12 protein-coding genes and 2 pseudogenes are annotated in these 16,507 nt (G+C 71.1%); 8 read left to right on the top strand and 6 right to left on the bottom strand.

Annotated features, from left to right (window positions below; all coding sequences use genetic code 11):
* The first annotated feature begins 118 nt into the window (after positions 1-118).
* Entirely contained in the window at positions 119-1,906 is a 1,788-nt protein-coding gene (gene uidA, locus B056_RS0119030) for a beta-glucuronidase (protein WP_026239867.1), read from the top strand.
* 22 nt (positions 1,907-1,928) lie between these two features.
* Here the strand turns inward: uidA and B056_RS0119025 are convergent, their stop codons facing one another.
* Positions 1,929-3,248, bottom strand: a complete 1,320-nt coding sequence (locus B056_RS0119025) for a lactate racemase domain-containing protein (protein ID WP_018503453.1) — start codon at positions 3,246-3,248, stop codon at positions 1,929-1,931.
* A 100-nt stretch (positions 3,249-3,348) separates the two neighbouring features.
* Here B056_RS0119025 and uxaC point away from each other — a divergent pair, with 100 nt between their 5' ends.
* The 3 genes from uxaC to B056_RS37145 are packed head-to-tail and all read left to right on the top strand — an operon-like array spanning position 3,349 to position 7,291.
* Positions 3,349-4,806: a glucuronate isomerase gene (uxaC, locus tag B056_RS0119020; protein WP_018503452.1), complete on the top strand. Its 1,458-nt coding sequence runs from the start codon at positions 3,349-3,351 to the stop codon at positions 4,804-4,806.
* 32 nt (positions 4,807-4,838) lie between these two features.
* Positions 4,839-6,254: a mannitol dehydrogenase family protein gene (locus tag B056_RS0119015; protein WP_018503451.1), complete on the top strand. Its 1,416-nt coding sequence runs from the start codon at positions 4,839-4,841 to the stop codon at positions 6,252-6,254.
* 41 nt (positions 6,255-6,295) lie between these two features.
* Entirely contained in the window at positions 6,296-7,291 is a 996-nt protein-coding gene (locus B056_RS37145) for a LacI family DNA-binding transcriptional regulator (RefSeq protein ID WP_018503450.1), read from the top strand.
* A 43-nt stretch (positions 7,292-7,334) separates the two neighbouring features.
* Here the strand turns inward: B056_RS37145 and B056_RS0119005 are convergent, their stop codons facing one another.
* Entirely contained in the window at positions 7,335-8,885 is a 1,551-nt protein-coding gene (locus B056_RS0119005; RefSeq protein WP_051105671.1) for a gluconokinase, read from the bottom strand.
* A gap of 268 nt (positions 8,886-9,153) precedes the next feature.
* On the opposite strand from B056_RS0119005, the gene B056_RS42885 reads away from it, so the two are divergent.
* Together B056_RS42885 and B056_RS46075 are read left to right on the top strand one after the other, a co-directional pair.
* A complete protein-coding gene (locus B056_RS42885) occupies positions 9,154-9,318 on the top strand; it encodes a hypothetical protein (protein ID WP_018503448.1) in 165 nt (54 codons plus the stop codon).
* Between the two features lie 10 nt (positions 9,319-9,328).
* A pseudogene (locus B056_RS46075) lies at positions 9,329-9,601 on the top strand (hypothetical protein); the annotation flags it as partial.
* Between the two features lie 227 nt (positions 9,602-9,828).
* Here B056_RS46075 and B056_RS0118995 read toward each other — a convergent pair.
* Both B056_RS0118995 and B056_RS0118990 read right to left on the bottom strand, forming a co-directional pair.
* Positions 9,829-11,745, bottom strand: coding sequence for an ABC transporter ATP-binding protein (locus B056_RS0118995; protein ID WP_018503447.1), 1,917 nt, complete (start codon positions 11,743-11,745; stop codon positions 9,829-9,831).
* Positions 11,742-13,511 (bottom strand): ABC transporter ATP-binding protein, encoded by a 1,770-nt coding sequence (locus B056_RS0118990; protein WP_018503446.1) that lies wholly within the window; start codon positions 13,509-13,511, stop codon positions 11,742-11,744. The genes B056_RS0118995 and B056_RS0118990 overlap by 4 nt, the downstream gene beginning before the upstream one ends.
* 136 nt (positions 13,512-13,647) lie before the next feature.
* On the opposite strand from B056_RS0118990, the gene B056_RS0118985 reads away from it, so the two are divergent.
* Both B056_RS0118985 and B056_RS44505 read left to right on the top strand, forming a co-directional pair.
* Positions 13,648-14,118 carry a helix-turn-helix domain-containing protein gene (locus tag B056_RS0118985; RefSeq protein WP_018503445.1) on the top strand — a complete coding sequence of 157 codons (471 nt, stop codon included), beginning with the start codon at positions 13,648-13,650 and terminating at the stop codon, positions 14,116-14,118.
* 454 nt (positions 14,119-14,572) lie between these two features.
* The gene (locus B056_RS44505; RefSeq protein WP_018503444.1) at positions 14,573-14,908 is read left to right on the top strand and encodes a carboxymuconolactone decarboxylase family protein; all 336 of its coding nucleotides are present in this window, start codon (positions 14,573-14,575) and stop codon (positions 14,906-14,908) included.
* A gap of 416 nt (positions 14,909-15,324) precedes the next feature.
* Here the strand turns inward: B056_RS44505 and B056_RS41995 are convergent.
* Positions 15,325-15,626 (bottom strand): annotated as a pseudogene (locus tag B056_RS41995) (nuclear transport factor 2 family protein); the annotation flags it as partial.
* 55 nt (positions 15,627-15,681) lie between these two features.
* Positions 15,682-16,497, bottom strand: coding sequence for a mycofactocin-coupled SDR family oxidoreductase (locus B056_RS0118970; RefSeq protein WP_018502434.1), 816 nt, complete (start codon positions 16,495-16,497; stop codon positions 15,682-15,684).
* Between the last annotated feature and the right edge of the window lie 10 nt (positions 16,498-16,507).

The following is a 16,507-nucleotide window of genomic DNA, read 5'->3' as shown; positions in this document are numbered from 1 at the left end:
GGATGGTGCGCGGCAACAAGTGGCAACCGCTTGCTCGGCTCGTCCGCCGGCGGCTGAATGTCTCCGTACATCGCGGAAACGCCGGCGTTGCCGCCGCGTATCTTCAGGGAGCCTGAGAATGCTTCGTCCCCAGGACGGTTCGACACGGGAGCGACGATCTCTGGGCGGGCTGTGGGCCTTCCGTCTCGACCCCGCGGGTACCGGTCGGAACGCGGGCTGGTGGCGTGCGCGCCTGCCCGGGGCCCGGGAGATGCCGGTGCCGGCCAGCTACAACGACATCGTGCCCGACCTCGCCGTGCGTGATCATGTGGGTGACGCCTGGTACCAGACGGTCGTCCGCATCCCGGCCGGCTGGTCCGCGCGGCGGGTCGTGCTGCGTTTCGACGCCGCGACCCACCGCGCGGTCGTCTGGGTGAACGACACGCTCGTCGCCAGGCACGAGGGTGGCTACACGCCGTTCGAGGCCGACCTCACCGACGTCGTGGCACCCGGGGACGAGGCCCGGGTCACCGTGGTCGTCAACAACGAGCTTACGTTGACCTCCATACCGCCGGGCATCGTGGAGGACACCCCGCAGGGCCGCCGCCAGAAGTACTTCCACGACTTCTTCAACTACGCGGGTCTGCACCGCTCGGTCTGGCTGTACACCACACCGCACACGCGGATCAGCGACATCACGGTGGAGACCGGTCTCGACGGCGCCGCGGGCACGGTGCACTACGCGGTGGAGACCGAGGGCGCCCAGGGTGCTGCCGCCACCCGGGTCGTGCTCCGCGACGCGCAGGGGCAGGAGGTCGCCTCCGCCGACGGCGCCGAGGGGGTGCTGAGCGTGCCGGCCGTGCATCCCTGGGCACCGGGCGACGGCTACCTGTACGAGCTCGAAGCCCGCCTGCTCGGTGCCGGCGGCGAGGCTGCCGGCGGGGAGGTGGCCGACAGCTATGTCCTGCCGGTCGGTGTGCGTACCGTCGAGGTACACGGCACCCAGTTCCTGATCAACGGGGAGCCCTTCTACTTCCGGGGCTTCGGCAAGCACGAGGACGCGCCGGTGCGCGGCAAGGGCCATGACGACGCGCTCATGGTCCATGACTTCGAGCTGATGGAGTGGATCGGGGCGAACTCCTTCCGCACCTCCCACTATCCGTATGCGGAGGAAGTGCTGGAGTACGCCGACCGGCGCGGCATCGTCGTGATCGACGAGACCGCTGCCGTCGGTCTGAACCTGAAGACCTCCCTTGCCTTCGGCAGCAGGCCGACGGTGAGCACATTCAACGAGGAAGGCATCAGCTCCGTCACCCAGCGCACGCACCTCCAGGCCGTGCGGGAACTGGTCATCCGGGACCGGAACCATCCGAGCGTGGTGCTGTGGAGCATCGCGAACGAACCGGATTCCAGTACCTCCGCCGCCCGGGAGTACTTCGCACCGCTGTTCGCCGAGGCGCGCAAGCTCGACCCCACCCGTCCGGTGGGCTTCGTCAACTCGTTCGACCAGTGCCAGGTCACCGAGCTGGCCGACGTCGTCATGATCAACCGTTACTACGGCTGGTACGTCAACAACGGGGAGCTCGAGGCCGCCGAGGTCGCGCTGGAGGCCGAGCTGAACAGGTGGGCCGCGCACGGCAAGCCGGTGATCGTGACCGAGTACGGCGCGGACACCATGGCCGGCCTGCACGCCGTGGTCGACACGCCCTGGTCCGAGGAGTACCAGGTGCGGTTCCTCGAGATGCACCACCGGGTGTTCGACCGGGTCGATGCCGTGATCGGCGAGCACATCTGGAACTTCGCCGACTTCGGTACCAGCCCGCACATCATCCGGGTCGACGGCAACAAGAAGGGTGTGTTCACCCGCGACCGGCACCCCAAGAGCGCCGCGTTCTCCGTCCGCCGGCGCTGGCGCCCGGAGGCCTGAGGCGGCGCCGGCCGGTGCCGCCTCAGGCCGGCCGGCGAAGTCGGTACAGGACCTCACCGGCGTGCGGCACGACCAGCGTGTCCGGGTCGGCGGCGAGGGTCTCGACGTCGACCCGCGCCGGGTCCAGGTAGTTCAGGTTCGCCGCGCGCACGACGTCCTCCGGGATGGCGGTGGCCAGGGTCACGGTCACCCGGCAGCGTTCCCCGTGCACCTCGTCGTAGGTGCCGGCCCCGCGCAGGTGGGTGGAATGCGCGAGCACCCCCCAGGACAGATGGCTGAACCGGTCCCACTGCCGGGTGAAATAGTCGCGGCAGTGGTATCCGATCCGCTCGATCTCCGGGTGCATCGGGGCCAGGTGGCGTACGTGCGGCGCGTGCAGGATGACCTCGCCTCCGTCGGCGACCACGGGTTCGAGCTTGTAGAAGCCCTTGGCGGCCGTCCAGATGTCGGCGTAGCGGGCGGGTATCAGCGACACCACCCGGGCCACCGGCGCGTCGAGGTGGCGCACGTGGGTCTCGGCCGAGATGTCGGCGGCCGCGGCCCAGGCCTCCTCCGGCGCGCCGAAGGACACGGCGTGCAGTGAGCCCGCGCGCTCCTCGCCGGATCGGACGACGACACAGAGCGCCAGGCGCCGGCTGGGGATCAGTGCTGCGGCCTCGTCGATCAGGGCGCGGACGGGAGTGATCCCCCGGGTGCCGATGATCTCGGCGCTGGTGATGAGCGCGCCGAGCCAGTGCGACAGGTTGATGACCTCCGGCCCCGAGACGCCGGGGAAGAAGTACTTGTTGCCGCCGGAGAAGCCCACCACCTCGTGCGGGAACACGGGCCCGACGACGAGGGCGACGTCGTGCTCCACCACCGCGCGGTTGAGCCGTACGCGCACCTCCCGACGCAGCAGCCCGCCGGAGAGCTCACCGACCCGGGTGGCCGGGATCGTGCCCACCGAGGCGAAGTCCGCGGGTTCCCACCAGCGGTGGTTGAGGACCGTCAGACCGGGATAACGCTCGGCGACGGCTCCGGGCCGGTAGCCGAGGTGGGCCGCGAGGGCCTGCTCGTCCATCGCCGCGTGGGTACCGAGCGCGACAAGCGCCGTGAGGCGGCGCACCCGTCCGTGCAGGGCGCGGTGGACGGCGGAGAGCAGCAGCGGCAGTGGGCAGCTGCGGGTGCCATCCGGGATCACCAGGCAGACGCTGCGCCCGTCCAGATCCGCGGCGGCGAGCTGCTCGGAGACGAAGCGCGTCACCTCGTCGTCGGTCAGCAGGCCGCGCGGTCCTCCGGCTGTGGGGACCGGTACAGCCGTGGTGATTGGTCCGGTCGAGGTGGCTGTCGCGGACACCGTCATGGCGGACAGCCGAGCACAGCGGGTGCCGGTTCCGCAACGACGCGGACAACTTGTGGCAACCGATTGCCGTCGGGTCGCCGCACCGCCGACGCTCCACTTTGTGTCAGGCAACTTCGTCGTGTCAGGTGACGTCACCGCGCCGGGTGGCGTTGTCCCGCTCCGTCCGCACCCCGATCGCCTGTTCCCGGTCGACCCGGGGGTGCGGGCGCTCGCCCGGCGGCTGTACGAAACCGTGCGTGACCTGCCGATCCTTTCCCCGCACGGTCACGTCGACCCCTTCCTGCTGGTACACGACGAGGCGTTCGCGGACCCGGCCAGCCTGCTGATCACTCCGGACCATTACGTGACCCGGCTGCTGCACGCCAGCGGGGTGCCGCTGGCGGAGCTGGGCGTCGGACGCGGCCCGCTGTCCGAGGAACAGGCGCGAGCGGTGTGGCGCACGTTCTGCGAGCACTGGGCCGTGTTCCGCGGCACCCCGGTGCGTTACTGGCTGGAATCCCAGCTGGCCGAGATCTTCGGTGTCACCGAACGGCCCGGTCCCGACAGCGCGGACCGGATCTACGACCAGGTCGCCGAGCGGCTCGCCGACGAGGCGTATCGACCTCGAGCGCTGTTCCGCCGGTTCGACATCGAGGTTCTGGCCACCACCGACGACCCCTGCAGCGATCTCGCGGCGCACCGCGCTCTCGCCGCGGATCCGGACTGGCCCGGCCGGGTCATCCCCACCTTCCGCCCCGACCGGTACCTGGAGCCCACCCGAGCGGGTTGGGACGAGGAGGTGCGGCGTCTCGGCGAGGCGGCCGACACCGACGTCGGTGACTACGACGGCTACGTGCGCGCGCTGGAGGCCCGTCGCCGCTACTTCGCCGAGCACGGTGCCACGTCCTGCGACCACGGCCATCCGGATGTCCGGACCGATCCGCTGCCGCTCGCCGAGGCCGCCAGGATCTTCCGTGCCGCTCTGGCCGGGGAGGCGAGCGAGGCCGAGGCCACCGCGTTCCGTCGGCACATGATCTGCGAGTCGGCGCGGATGTCCTGCGAGGACGGGCTGGTGATGACGCTGCATCCGAGCGTGCGGCGCAACCACCACACCCCGACTTCACGCCGGTACGGCCCGGACACCGGGCACGACATCCCGCTGCGAACCGAGTTCACTCAGGCGCTGCAGCCGCTCCTCGATCGCCACGGCACCGATCCCGACTTCCGCCTGGTGCTGTTCACCGTCGACGAGACGGTCTTCTCGCGGGAGATCGCCCCGCTCGCGGGCTTCTACCCGGCGGTGTACGTCGGCGCCCCCTGGTGGTTCCTCGACGCGCCGGACTCCATCCGCCGCTTCCGGCGGGCGGTGACCGAGACCGCGGGTTTCACGCGCACCTCCGGCTTCGTGGACGACACGCGTGCCTTCTGCTCCGTGCCGGTCCGCCACGACATGTCCCGTCGGCTCGACTGCGGCGTGCTCGCCGAGCTCGTCGCCGAGCACCGGCTGGAGGAGGACGAGGCCTTCGAGACCGCCGTCGAGCTGGTGGTGGTCAGGCCGCGAGAGGCCTTCCGTCTGTGACCCGCCCCGCGGCCGTGCCTGCTAGCAGCCCCGTGCCCCCGCCGCCGTCGAGTCGTCCTGCGGCTGTCGCCCAGCCGCTGTCGCGGTCCGGTGGCGACGGGCGGCCGGCGGCTCCGGTACGCATCCTCCATCTCGGGCTCGGCAGCTTCTTCCGGGCCCATCAGGCCTGGTACACCGACCGGGCGCCGGACGCCCGGCAGTGGGGGATCGCGGCGTTCTCCCACCGCCGCCAGGACCTCGCGCACGCGCTGACCGCCCAGGACGGGCTCTACACCCTGCTGACGCGCGGTGCCGAAGGCGACCGCTTCGACGTGATCAGCTCGCTCGCCGCGGCGCACGCGGGCAGCGACCACGACGCCTGGCTGGCGTACTGGCGGCAGCCGGCCCTCGCCGTCGTCACCCTGACGGTCACGGAGGCCGGTTACGCCCGTGACCCCGACGGGGGTCTCGACCTGGCGCGCGGGGACGTCGCCGCCGACATCGCGGCGCTGCGCACCGATCCCGGCGCCCCGGTGATGACGGCTCCCGCCCGCCTGCTCGCCGGACTGCACGCGCGGGCCCGGGCCGGCCGCAGTCCGGTCGCGACAGTGCCGTGCGACAACCTGGCGGGCAACGGCGCTGTGGCCGGGCACGCGGTACGCGAGCTGGCCGCGGCGACCGGACGACCGGAGCTCGTCGCCGCCGCGGACGGCGCCTCGTGGGTGACCACGATGGTCGACCGCATCACCCCGGGCACCACCGACGCCGACGCCGACGGCGCCGCGGTGCGCGCCGCGACCGGCCACGACGACGCCGTGCCGGTGGTCACCGAGCCGTTCTCGGAATGGGTGCTCAGCGGTGACTTCCCGGGTGGGCGGCCCGAGTGGGAACACGCGGGCGCCCGGTTCGTCGCCGACCTGACGCCGTTCGAGAACCGCAAGCTGTGGCTGCTCAACGGCGCGCATTCACTGCTGGCCTACGCCGGTCCCCGCCGCGGGCACGTCACGGTCGCGCAGGCTGTCGCCGACCCACGCTGTCGCGGATGGTTGATCGAGTGGTGGGCCGAGGCGTCCCGCCACCTGGGCCTGCCCGGAACCGAGCTCGACTCCTACCGACAGGCGTTGCTGGGTCGCTTCGAGAACCCGCGCATCCGGCACCTGCTCGCGCAGATCGCCGTCGACGGCTCCCAGAAGCTTCCGGTGCGCATCCTGCCGGTCCTGCGCGCCGAACGCGCCCGCGGCGTGGTGGCGCGGGGCGGAGCCCGGGTGATCGCCGCCTGGATGCTGCACCTGCGGGAGGGGACGGCATCGGTACGCGACGCCGAGGCGGGCCGGGCGGTCGCCGCGGCCCGGGCCCCGCTGCCCGAGGCCGCCCGCCTGGTGCTCGACCTTCTCGGTCCCGGGCTGGGCCGGGACGGCGAGCTGGTGGCGGCAGTGGTCGCGCAGGTGACCGAGCTGGGCGGTCCCTGAGCGTGCGCGCCGCCCCGGACGTGGCGCCTTACCCTGCATCAGTGCAGCAGCGTCCGACGATCTACGACGTGGCCCGCGAGGCGGGGGTCGCAGCGTCCACGGTCTCGCGCGCCTACGCCCGGCCAGGCCGGGTCGCCGCCGAGACCGCGCGCCAGATCTTCGAGGCGGCCGAGCGTGTCGGCTACCGGGCCGGCCGGCTGGACGGACGCGCCCCCGACCCCGTGCGCACGAGGACGATCGGGCTGGTCATCTCCGACGTCACGAACCCGTACTACGGCGAGATCATCAAGGGGGCCTACGCGGCGGCCGACGAGGCGGGCTACCTGCTCACCCTGTCCCACACGCGCGAATCGGCCGCCGTGGAACGACGAACCGTCGACCAGGAGCTTCCCCGGGTGGACGGTTTCGTGATCGCCAGCTCGCGGATGAGTGACTCGGCGTTGCGCATGACGGCCAAACAGAAGGTCGTCGTCCTGCTCAACCGCACGATCCCCGAGGTCAGCTGTGTTGTGACGGACAACGTCCACGGGATGCGCCAGGCCGCGGCGCACCTGGCGGCGCTCGGCCACGAGGGCGTTCTCTACGTGGCCGGTCCCGAGGCGAGCTGGTCGGACGGGACCCGATGGCGGGCGCTGCGGGAGCTGGGACCGGAGCTCGGCCTCGACATCCGCCGGATCGGACCTCAGGTCCCCACGGTGCGCTCGGGCTTCGCGGCCGCCCGTCGCGTCGCGGAGGCCGGGGTGACGGCGGTGATCTCCTACAACGACCAGCTCGCCATCGGCGTCATGAAAGGGCTGCGCAGCCTCGGGCTCGCCGTTCCCCGGGATGTGAGCGTCGTCGGCTTCGACAACATCGTCTATGACGAGATCATCGACCCGGGCCTGACGACCGTCGCGGCACCGCTGCACCAGATGGGTGCGACGGGCGTCCGTAACTGCCTCGCCGTCATCCGTGGGGTGCGCTCGTCGGGTTCCCCCCTGGTACTGCCGGTCACCCTCGTCAGGCGCGGCTCGACCGCCTCGCGCCGTCACGCCTGATCGCGATCTGAGGGGTGGCGACCCGTTTCGGCGCTGGCCGTGGTCAGTGGGTGTCGCGGCCGGGCCGGCCGAGGTCCCGCAGCGTGCGGAACGCCGGGACGAGGGCCTCGTGGAGCGACTCGAAGACCGGGAGCAGCGCGCGGTAGGTGGCAGTGGACGCCGCCTCGGGGCGGTGGCTCTCACCGGCCCGCACGAGGTCGGCCGCGACGTCGAGGTTCTCGACCATGCCGAGGGCGTACATGCCCAGCAGCGCCGCGCCGAAGCTCGTGCCCTCACGGGTCGAGGGGAAGCCAACGTCCATGCCGAGGGCGTCGGTGAGGATCTGCCGCCACAGCGCGCTGCGGGCGAAACCGCCGGTGGCCCGCGTCTCGCGCACCTCGATCCCGGTGGCCCGGATGGACTTCGCGACCAGTGCGAGCTGCAGACAGACCCCTTCGAGTGCCGCCCGGACGAGGTGCTCGCGGCGGTGTCCCCGGGTCAGCCCGACGTAGGCCCCGCGGGAGAGCGAGTCCCAGTGCGGCGCCCGCTCCCCGGTCAGGTACGGCAGCATCAGCAGCCCGTCGGACCCCGCCGGGGCCCGGGCCGCGACGTCCAGCACGGCTGGCTCGTCCTCCAGGTCGGGTGCCAGTGCGTCACGTGCCCACCGCAGCACCAGCCCGCCGTTGTTGATGGCCCCGCCGACCACCCAGCGCTCCGGTGCGAGGGCGTAGCAGAAGAGGTGCCCGGACGGGTCGACGGTCGGCCGGTCGACCATCACCCGGATCGCGGCGCTCGTCCCGATCGAGCAGGACGCGACCCCGCTGTGCACCGCTCCCACCCCGAGCGACGCCAGCGCCCCGTCGCTCGCGCCGACGACCACCGGCGTCGCGGCCGGCAGCCCGAGCGCCCCGGCCGCGGCCGGGGTGAGGCGGGGGAGGACCTCGATCGTCGCGGCGAGGCGGGACAGCCGGGCCGGGTCGATGCCGGCGACGTCCAGTGCCTCGCCGTCCCAGTCGAGGGCGGCCAGGTCGAGCAGCCCGGTGGCGGATGCCACCGAGTGGTCGACGAGCCACTCGCCGCACAGGTCGGCGAGGACGTACTCCTTGATCCCCACCCAGCGGCGCACCGCCGCGAAGGTCTCCGGGTCCTGCTCGCGGAACCACACGAGCTTGGCCAACGGGGACATCGGGTGCGTAGGCGTGCCGGTCCGGCGGTGCAGCTCCAGGCCGTAGGCGGCGCGCAGCCGTTCGGCCTGTGCCGCCGCCCGGGCATCCGCCCAGGTGAGTGACGGGGTCAGTGGCCGGCCGGCGTCGCCGATGCCGATGAGCGTGTGCATCGCGGCGGAGAAGGAGAGGCCGCTGACCCGGTGACCGGCGTCCTGGGCCTGCCGCGCCGCCCCTCTGATCGCCTCGGTCACCGCCCCCCTGATGACGTCGGGGTCCTGCACGGCCTCGCCGGGGTGAGGCTCGAGCAGGGGATAGCCGACCCTCGCACTGGCGTGCTCGCGACCGTCCGGGTCGAAGGCCACGACCTTCGTGGCGGTCGTGCCGACGTCGACGCCGAGGATCACGTCAACCCCGGTGCCGGATGAGGCCGCTGTGGAAGGCCGTCTCATATTCTCCCTGTACCAGAGTAGAAGATCCGGGCGCGGAGGGGTTGCTCCTCATGGTGGACGGCGGGAGGGTCCCTGGCGGTGCCGCGCCGCCTCCTGGGTTCGGACAGCTTGCACGCGCTAAGGCACCAATATAGCGTGTCCTTTGAAAACTAGCGCGAGCTAGTGTCGACGGGTCGCGCGCCTGGGGCCCGCGATTGGGTTTGCATGGGCGGAAAGGCTGAGCAGGATTGACCGAGAGGCTGTCGTCCGCCGTCACAACGTCGAGCTGGTGCGGGCGGACGGGGCGGCGGCGATCACGGTCGGCAACGGCGATTTCGCCTTCACCGCCGACATCACCGGCATGCAGACCTTCCCGGCCTTTCACGACCAGGCCGCCGCCCACCCGGAGAAACGCCTGGCCGTGAACACCGCGACGATGCCGACGTGGGGCTGACCCGCCGTAGGAAACCGGGTTGGTCACCAACTCCTGGCAGGGCAAGTTCCACCTCTAGATGCACTGGTGGCATGCCGCGCACTTCGCCGCGTGGGGCCGTCCCGATCTCCTGGAACGCAGCCTGGACTGGTATCTGTCAATCCTGGATTCGGCCTGCGCGACCGCACAGCGACAGAGTTACGCCGGGGCGCGCTGGCCGAAGCAGGTAGGTCCGGACGGCAGGGAGAGCCCCTCCGGGATCGGGGCGCTGCTCATCTGGCAGCAGCCTCATCTCCTCTACCTCCTCCCCGTCTATCTTCCTTCCCGCCAACGGCGGCCTGCTCGCGGCCGTGTCGCTCATGGTCGCTGGCTGGGAGGGCGCCGGCGCTGACCCCGGGCTTCCCCCGTGACGGAAGCTGGACCATCCGCCACGAAGGCTTCATCGCCTGGCCCTGAACCAGGCGTGGTGTGTGCCGTACTGGCAGCCTGCTGGCACGGACCACTGGCTCCAGCGGCCGGTAGGGCCCCAGGTCAGTCCGACCCGACCCGGGCCGCCGCATCGGCGAACTGCGCGGCGTACAGGCGGGTGTAGGCGCCGTCGGCGTGGAGGAGGTGATCGTGCGTGCCCTGCTCGACGATGGCGCCGTCCTCCATGACGACGATCGTGTCCGCGTCACGGATGGTGGACAGCCGGTGGGCGATGACGAAGGCCGTGCGCCCTTCCCGCAGCCGGGCCATGGCTTCCTGGATGAGAACTTCGGTTCGGGTGTCGACGGAGCTGGTGGCTTCGTCGAGGATGAGGATCGCGGGTCTGGCGAGGAAAGCCCGGGCGATGGTGAGGAGCTGCTTCTCACCGGCGCTGAGCCCGGAGTCCTCATCCTCGATCATCGTGTCGTAGCCGTCGGGCAGGGTTCGGATGAACCGGTCGGCGTGGGCGGCCGTCGCCGCGGCGACGATCTCGTCGCGGGTGGCGCCCCGCGCGCCGTAGGCGATGTTCTCGGCGATGGTTCCGCTGAACAGCCAGGTGTCCTGCAGGACCATGCCGACTCTGGAACGCAGGCGGGCCCGCGCCATCGTGGCGATGTCGACGCCGTCCAGGGTGATGTGACCCTCGCCGACGTCGTAGAAGCGCATGAGCAGGTTGACCAGCGTGGTCTTGCCCGCGCCGGTCGGGCCCACGATGGCGATGGTGTGACCGGGCTCGGCGGTCAGCGACAGGTTCTCGATGAGTGGCTTGTCCGGGGTGTACCGGAAGGATACGTTCTCGAATGCGACCTGACCCGTGACGGTCGATGCCGGCTGGTTCGCCTCGACTGGGTCCGGTGACTCCTCGGGCGCGTCGAGGATCTCGAAGACCCGTTCGGCCGAGGCGGCGCCGGACTGCACGGTGCCGGCCATGCTGGCGAGGAACGCCAGCGGCTGGCTGTACTGGCGGGAGTACTGGATGAACGCCTGGATGTCGCCGATCGTCAGTGCGCCGGCGGCGACCCGCACCCCGCCGACGACCGCGATGAGGACGTAGTTCAGGTTGCTCATGAACATCATGGCCGGCTGGATGGCGCTCGACACCGCCTGCGCCCGGTAGGTCGCCCCGGTCAGCTCGTCGTTGCTCTCCATGAAGACGTCCATCGCCTGCTGGTCGCGCCCGAAGGCCTTGACCAGGGCGTGGCCGGTGTACATCTCCTCGACGTGGCTGTTGAGACGGCCGGTCTGTTTCCACTGCTCCAGGAAGAAGGGCTGGGCCCGTTTGCCGAGCGCCGCCACGGCGACGAGGGACAGCGGGGCGGTGACGAGTGAGATCAGCGCCAGCAGCCATGAGATCCAGAACATCGCGGCCAGCATTCCCGCGATGCTGAACAGCGGGATGACGAACTGCCCGAACACCTGCTGGAGGCTCTGACCGAGGTTGTCGATGTCGTTGGTGACCCGGCTGAGGATCTCGCCGCGGCGCTGGCGGTCGAAATAGGAGACAGGCACCCGGGAAATCTTGATGGCGACGTCCTCGCGCAGTTGCCGGGTGACCCGCTGCACGGCGAGGTTGGCCGTCCACGCCTGCACCACGGCGCACAGCCCAGCGGCCACGTACACCGCGGTCGCGCACAGCAGCACCCGTCCGACCGCGTCGAAGTCGATGCCGGAACCGGCTGCCGCGGCGCCGTCGGTGACACCGGCCGGAGGCCGCGCCGCGTCGGGCTGGCGGCCCAGCGTGCCTTCGACGACAAGGTTGGTGGCGCGGCCGAGCAGCCATGGGCCGGACGCGGTCAGGATGACACTGGCGACACCGGAGACGGTCGTGCCCACGAGCAGTCCTCGCTGCCGGGATATCGTCTGCCACACCCGGCGCACGGTGCCGCGGGAGTCCGCGGACCTGTCGGGCCGGCGCGGGCCGCCCGCCGCGGCGCCGAGGCCCCGGGTGGCGCGATTCCGGGTGGCGCGATTCCGGCTCACGCCGCCTCCGCCTCGGTCATCTGTGACAGCACGATCTCGCGGTAGGTCGCGTTCCCTGCGAGCAGCGCGTGGTGGGTGCCGACGCCGACCACCCGTCCCTCGTCGAGCACGACGATGCGGTCGGCACCGCGGATCGTGTTCACCCGCTGGGCCACGATGACGACCACCGACTCCGCCGTCTCGCGAGCCAGCGCCGCCCGCAGCCGCGCGTCGGTCGCGTTGTCGAGGGCGGAGAAGGAGTCGTCGAACAGGTACACCTCCGGCCGCCCGACCAGGGCGCGTGCGATGGCGAGCCGCTGGCGCTGGCCGCCGGAGAGATTCGTGCCGCCCTGCGAGACCGGCGCGTCCAGACCTTCGGGGAGCGCGTCGACGAACGCCCGGGCCTGGGCGATGTCGAGGGCCCGCCACAGCTCGTCGTCGGTGGCCTCGGGGTCGCCGTAACGCAGATTCGTGGCGACGGTTCCGGAGAACAGGAAGGGCCGCTGCGGGACATAGCCGATCATCCGGCTCAGCAGCGCCCGGTCGAGCGCGCGTACGTCGACGCCGCCCACCAGGACCGTGCCCTCGGACGTGTCGGCCAGCCGGGGGATCAGGCTGAGCAGGGTGCTCTTGCCGCTGCCGGTGCTGCCGATGATCGCGACTGTCTCGCCGGGGCCCGCGGTGATGTTCACATCACTGAGCACGGTCGCCTCCGCGCCCGGATACCGGAATTCCACGCCACGCAGCTCGACGTGCGTGCGCCGGGTGAGAGCCGGCACCGCTGTGGCGGGCGGGAGGGCTGTGGCGGGCGGCACGGCTCTGGCGGGTGGGACGACGGTGCTCGCGGTGCCGAGCACCTCGCGGACGCGTCCGGCGCAGACCTCCGCCCGGGGGAGCATGCGCAGCAGGTAGGTGGCCATGATGGCCGCTCCGAGGATCTGCATGACGTAGCCGAGGAACGCCGACAGCGTCCCGACGCCGATCGCCCCGGAGTCGATGCGCAACGCGCCGAACCACACGACGGCGACGCCGGCGAGGCTCGCGACCGCGGTCGCCAGCGGGTACATCAGAGCCATGAGCTGGCCGGCCCGTACGGACACGTCGGTGAGCAGGGTGTTGACCGCGGCGAAGCGCGCGTGTTCGTGGTCCTCCTGGACGAAGGCCCGGACGACACGCAGCCCCGTGATCTGCTCACGCATGATGCGGTTCACCGAGTCCGTCGTGCTCTGCTGCGTGGCTGACAGCGGTGTCATGCGGCGCAGGATGACCAGGATCGCCGCGCCCAGCAGCGGGGCGATCACGACGAGCAGGAGCGACAGCGGGACGTCCTGGCCGAGTGCGAAGACGACGCCGCCGACGCACATGATCGGTGCTGTGATCATGAACGCGAGGGTGATCTGCACGAGGACCTGGATCTGCGTGATGTCGTTGGTTGTCCGGACGATCAGCGACGGAGCGCCGAAGAGGTGCAGTTCGGTCGAGGAGAAGGACTGCACGTGGCCGAACAGCGAGGCGCGCATGTCACGCGCCAGGTACGTCGCCACCCGGGCCGCCAGCACCGCGGCGGCGATCGCGCACAGGAGCTGCACCAGGGACACCGCGATCATGACACCGCCGACCCGCCAGATGTGGCCGGTGTCGCCGGTCAGGACACCCTTGTCGATCACGTCGGCGCTCAGGTCGGGAAGGTGGAGCGCCGCCGCGGTCTGGACGAGTTGGAGGATGGCCACCAGAGCTGTGGCCCGTCGGTACGGACGCGCGTAGCGCAGCAGCAGGCGAATCAGCACGAAGACTCACAGAGGCGGTCGGGTGGCCCGCGGGACCGTACGCGGACTGAGCGGCTGTAACACTAGCCGGACAGTTCCACTTCCATCAAGGTAGATGCATCTCTGAGGGATGCATCGCTGTTGCTGTAAGGTTGCCATGGACGGATTCGAGCTCTTCCAGTTGGGTCGCAGGCTGATGAAGCTTGGCGAGCAGGCGATCCCGGAGATGGGGCTCCACCGGATGTCCGGTCCGACGCGCGCGGTCGTGTTCGACGTCTTCGGGAACCCCGACAGCTCGATCTCGGAGATCACCGCGCGGGTCAGGTTCCCGCAGAGCCAGGTCTCGGCGTGCGTCGCCCGGTTGCGCGAGGTCGGGGCCCTGGAGACCGTCAGCGACCCCCGCGACCGTCGCAGGACACTCGTCCGTCCCTCGGCCGAGGCGCTGCGCCGTGCCCAGGACCGGCCCTCGGCGCCCATCGACGACACCCTCGCCGCCGCGATCGGCAGCACCGACCCGGCCGACATCCGGCGGGTGAGAGACGCGCTCGAGGTCCTGGCCGGGCTCCTCGACCGGCGCGGACCCGCCGCCGGTGTGCCCTCCGACCCCGGCGCCGCGGGCACGCCCTGACGCGTCGGGCCTGGCGACCATCTGTGCTCAACGGTCGTGGTGCGTGGTGCGCGGCGTGTGCGTGTGGTTCGTGGCGTCGGAAGCGGGCCGGCCGTTGACCGGCTGACGGTCACCGAAAGACTGTGCTAAATAGTAGTTCAGCGGGGCGGCCCGGAGGGTCGTTGTCGCGAAGGGGGATCTGCCGGCGATCGGTGTGAAGGAGTGGTGCTGTGGCGCGTGTCCCACTCCCGTCAGCGCGGACATGGCCAGCCGAGATGCGTGCGGCTGTGGTTCCGCTGTCCGCGGAGGCGCATGGCAGGCCCAGACCGGATCTCGACAACCGGCCGAACGGGCGCGACGTGCTCGCCGCGTTCGCGAACCATCCCGCCCTCGCCCACGCCTACAACACCTTCAACGGATATGTGCAGTACGACAGCACGCTCACTCCGCGGCAGATGGGAATCCCGCGCTGCGGGTGGCGGCACGCCGTGAGTGTGGCTACCTGTGGGCGCAGCATCTGTTCGCGGGCCGGGCCGCGGGGCTCACCGATGAGGCGACGGCACGCGTGGCCTACGGCCCGACGGCTCCCTTCCTCACCCCGGTGGAGAACGCGCTGATCCGGGCCTCCGACGAGGTGCTCGACAGTGGCGTCGTCGCCCGTGCGACCTGGGATGCGCTCACCGCCGAGCTGGATGTGAAGCAGCTGCTTGATGTCATCTTCACGGTGGGTTGTTTCGCGACCATCAAAGCCTTCATGAACTCGGTCGAGATCGACGTCGACCCGAAGATCCCGGACCTGCTGGCCCGATGAGGGTGGCGCATTTCGCCCGAAGCGGTTGACGCGAGTCGGCGTGATGACGTGAACGAGCGGTGCCCCACCACACGGCCACATGCGGCGATGATCGCGGGGGTAGTCGATGAGTGACCCGTCCCGCCCCGTCCGCGGGGCCTTTTCCGCCGGGCGAAACCTGGCGGGGTCCGGTCCGGCAGTGACCGGACGGCAGTCCGGACCGGCATCTGACCGCGGTCCGGACTGCCGCCCGGACCGCGGGCGTGGCGGCGCGCACGGCCCGGGCCGGACCCCGGTCCTCGGCGGGCGTCGCGGTACCGAATCGCTGACTGAGGTGATCCCTGGTGCGTGACGTGCTCAACGATCTCGAGCGGTGGTGGTCGGGGGGAGACACCGTCGGGCTGGCCACCGTCGTCAGCACGTGGAAGTCGGCACCTGGAGGAGAGCAGCGACGTGTCGCCGTTCATCGTCCACTCGAGGGTGCACCGGCGCAGCGCGATCCGCCACACTCCGTCCCGCCGCTCGAGGCGGTCTTGGAGTACTCGCCGTACTCGGGGCCGATCTTCACGACGGGCCCGTGCTCGTCGATCCCGTCCCCGTGGTAGACGCTCGTCATCAACTCGAGATCGTGGCGGTCATGACCGCGGGACTGGTTCATGACGCAGTCGAGGACGGCGATGCGGTCCTTGACGTACTGGACGTCGCGGCGGAGCTCCTTGCGCTCGTCCTCGATGGACATCGTGGTCCTCCCTGAGGTGGCCCGGAGGGCCACCTCACCCGTGGAGCCGTGGGTGTTACCGCTTGTTGAGCTGGCCGGCGTCGACCGGGACGACGGTGCCGGTCACGTACCGGGCGTCGTCCGAGACCAGCCAGGCGATGGCGTTCGAGACGTCCAGCGGGTCCACCGCGTCGACCGGCATCGCGTTGGCCAGCACCCGGGCCAGCTCCGGGGACCCCGCCGTGATCACCGACAGATCCCCGTTCGCGGCCATCGGCGTCTTCACCGTGGTCGGGGCGACACTGTTCACCCGGATGCTGTGCGGCGCCAGATAGTTCGCCCACGACCGCATCAGCCCGACGACACCGTGCTTGGCCGCGGTGTACCCCAAAAACCCCGCCGTCGGGATACCCACCCCGACCAGCCCACCCGTCGAACTGGTCAGCACGATCGCCCCACCCCGGCCCCGCTCGACCATCGACGGGATCGCCACCCGCCCGGTGTTCCACACCCCCGTCAGGTTGACCCCGACGACGTCCGCCCACTGCTCTTCCTCGCTCGCCGCCCCACCCGGCCCGATACCGGCGTTCGCCAGCACGATGTCGACCGGACCCAGCTCGGCGACACCATCCTGAAACGCCTTCCCCAGCGCCACCACGTCACGGACGTCGGCCTGCCGCGCCACGATCCGCCGCCCCGTCTCCCCGACCTCCTTCACGGTCTGCTCGAGGTCGTCCGGAGTCGCCATCGGGTAGGGCACCGAATCCATCTGGGCACACAGGTCCACCGCGATGATGTCAGCGCCCTCCCGCGCTAACCGCAACGCATGACTGCGACCCTGGCCCCGCGCCGCGCCGGTGATGAACGCGACCTTGCCGTCAAGCTTTCCCATCTACGTCTCC

Source organism: Parafrankia discariae (assembly GCF_000373365.1).
Lineage (GTDB): Bacteria > Actinomycetota > Actinomycetes > Frankiales > Frankiaceae > Parafrankia > Parafrankia discariae.
This window is presented reverse-complemented; position numbering and strand designations above follow the sequence as displayed.

What these genes read in the sequence shown, in the direction of transcription:
- B056_RS0119005 (WP_051105671.1), bottom strand. Translation starts at nt 8,885, where the DNA reads ATGAGACGGCCTTCCACAGCGGCCTCATCCGGCACCGGGGTTGACGTG.
- B056_RS0118970 (WP_018502434.1), bottom strand. Translation starts at nt 16,497, where the DNA reads ATGGGAAAGCTTGACGGCAAGGTCGCGTTCATCACCGGCGCGGCGCGG.
- B056_RS0118985 (WP_018503445.1), top strand. Translation starts at nt 13,648, where the DNA reads ATGGACGGATTCGAGCTCTTCCAGTTGGGTCGCAGGCTGATGAAGCTT.
- B056_RS0119025 (WP_018503453.1), bottom strand. Translation starts at nt 3,248, where the DNA reads ATGACGGTGTCCGCGACAGCCACCTCGACCGGACCAATCACCACGGCT.
- uidA (WP_026239867.1), top strand. Translation starts at nt 119, where the DNA reads ATGCTTCGTCCCCAGGACGGTTCGACACGGGAGCGACGATCTCTGGGC.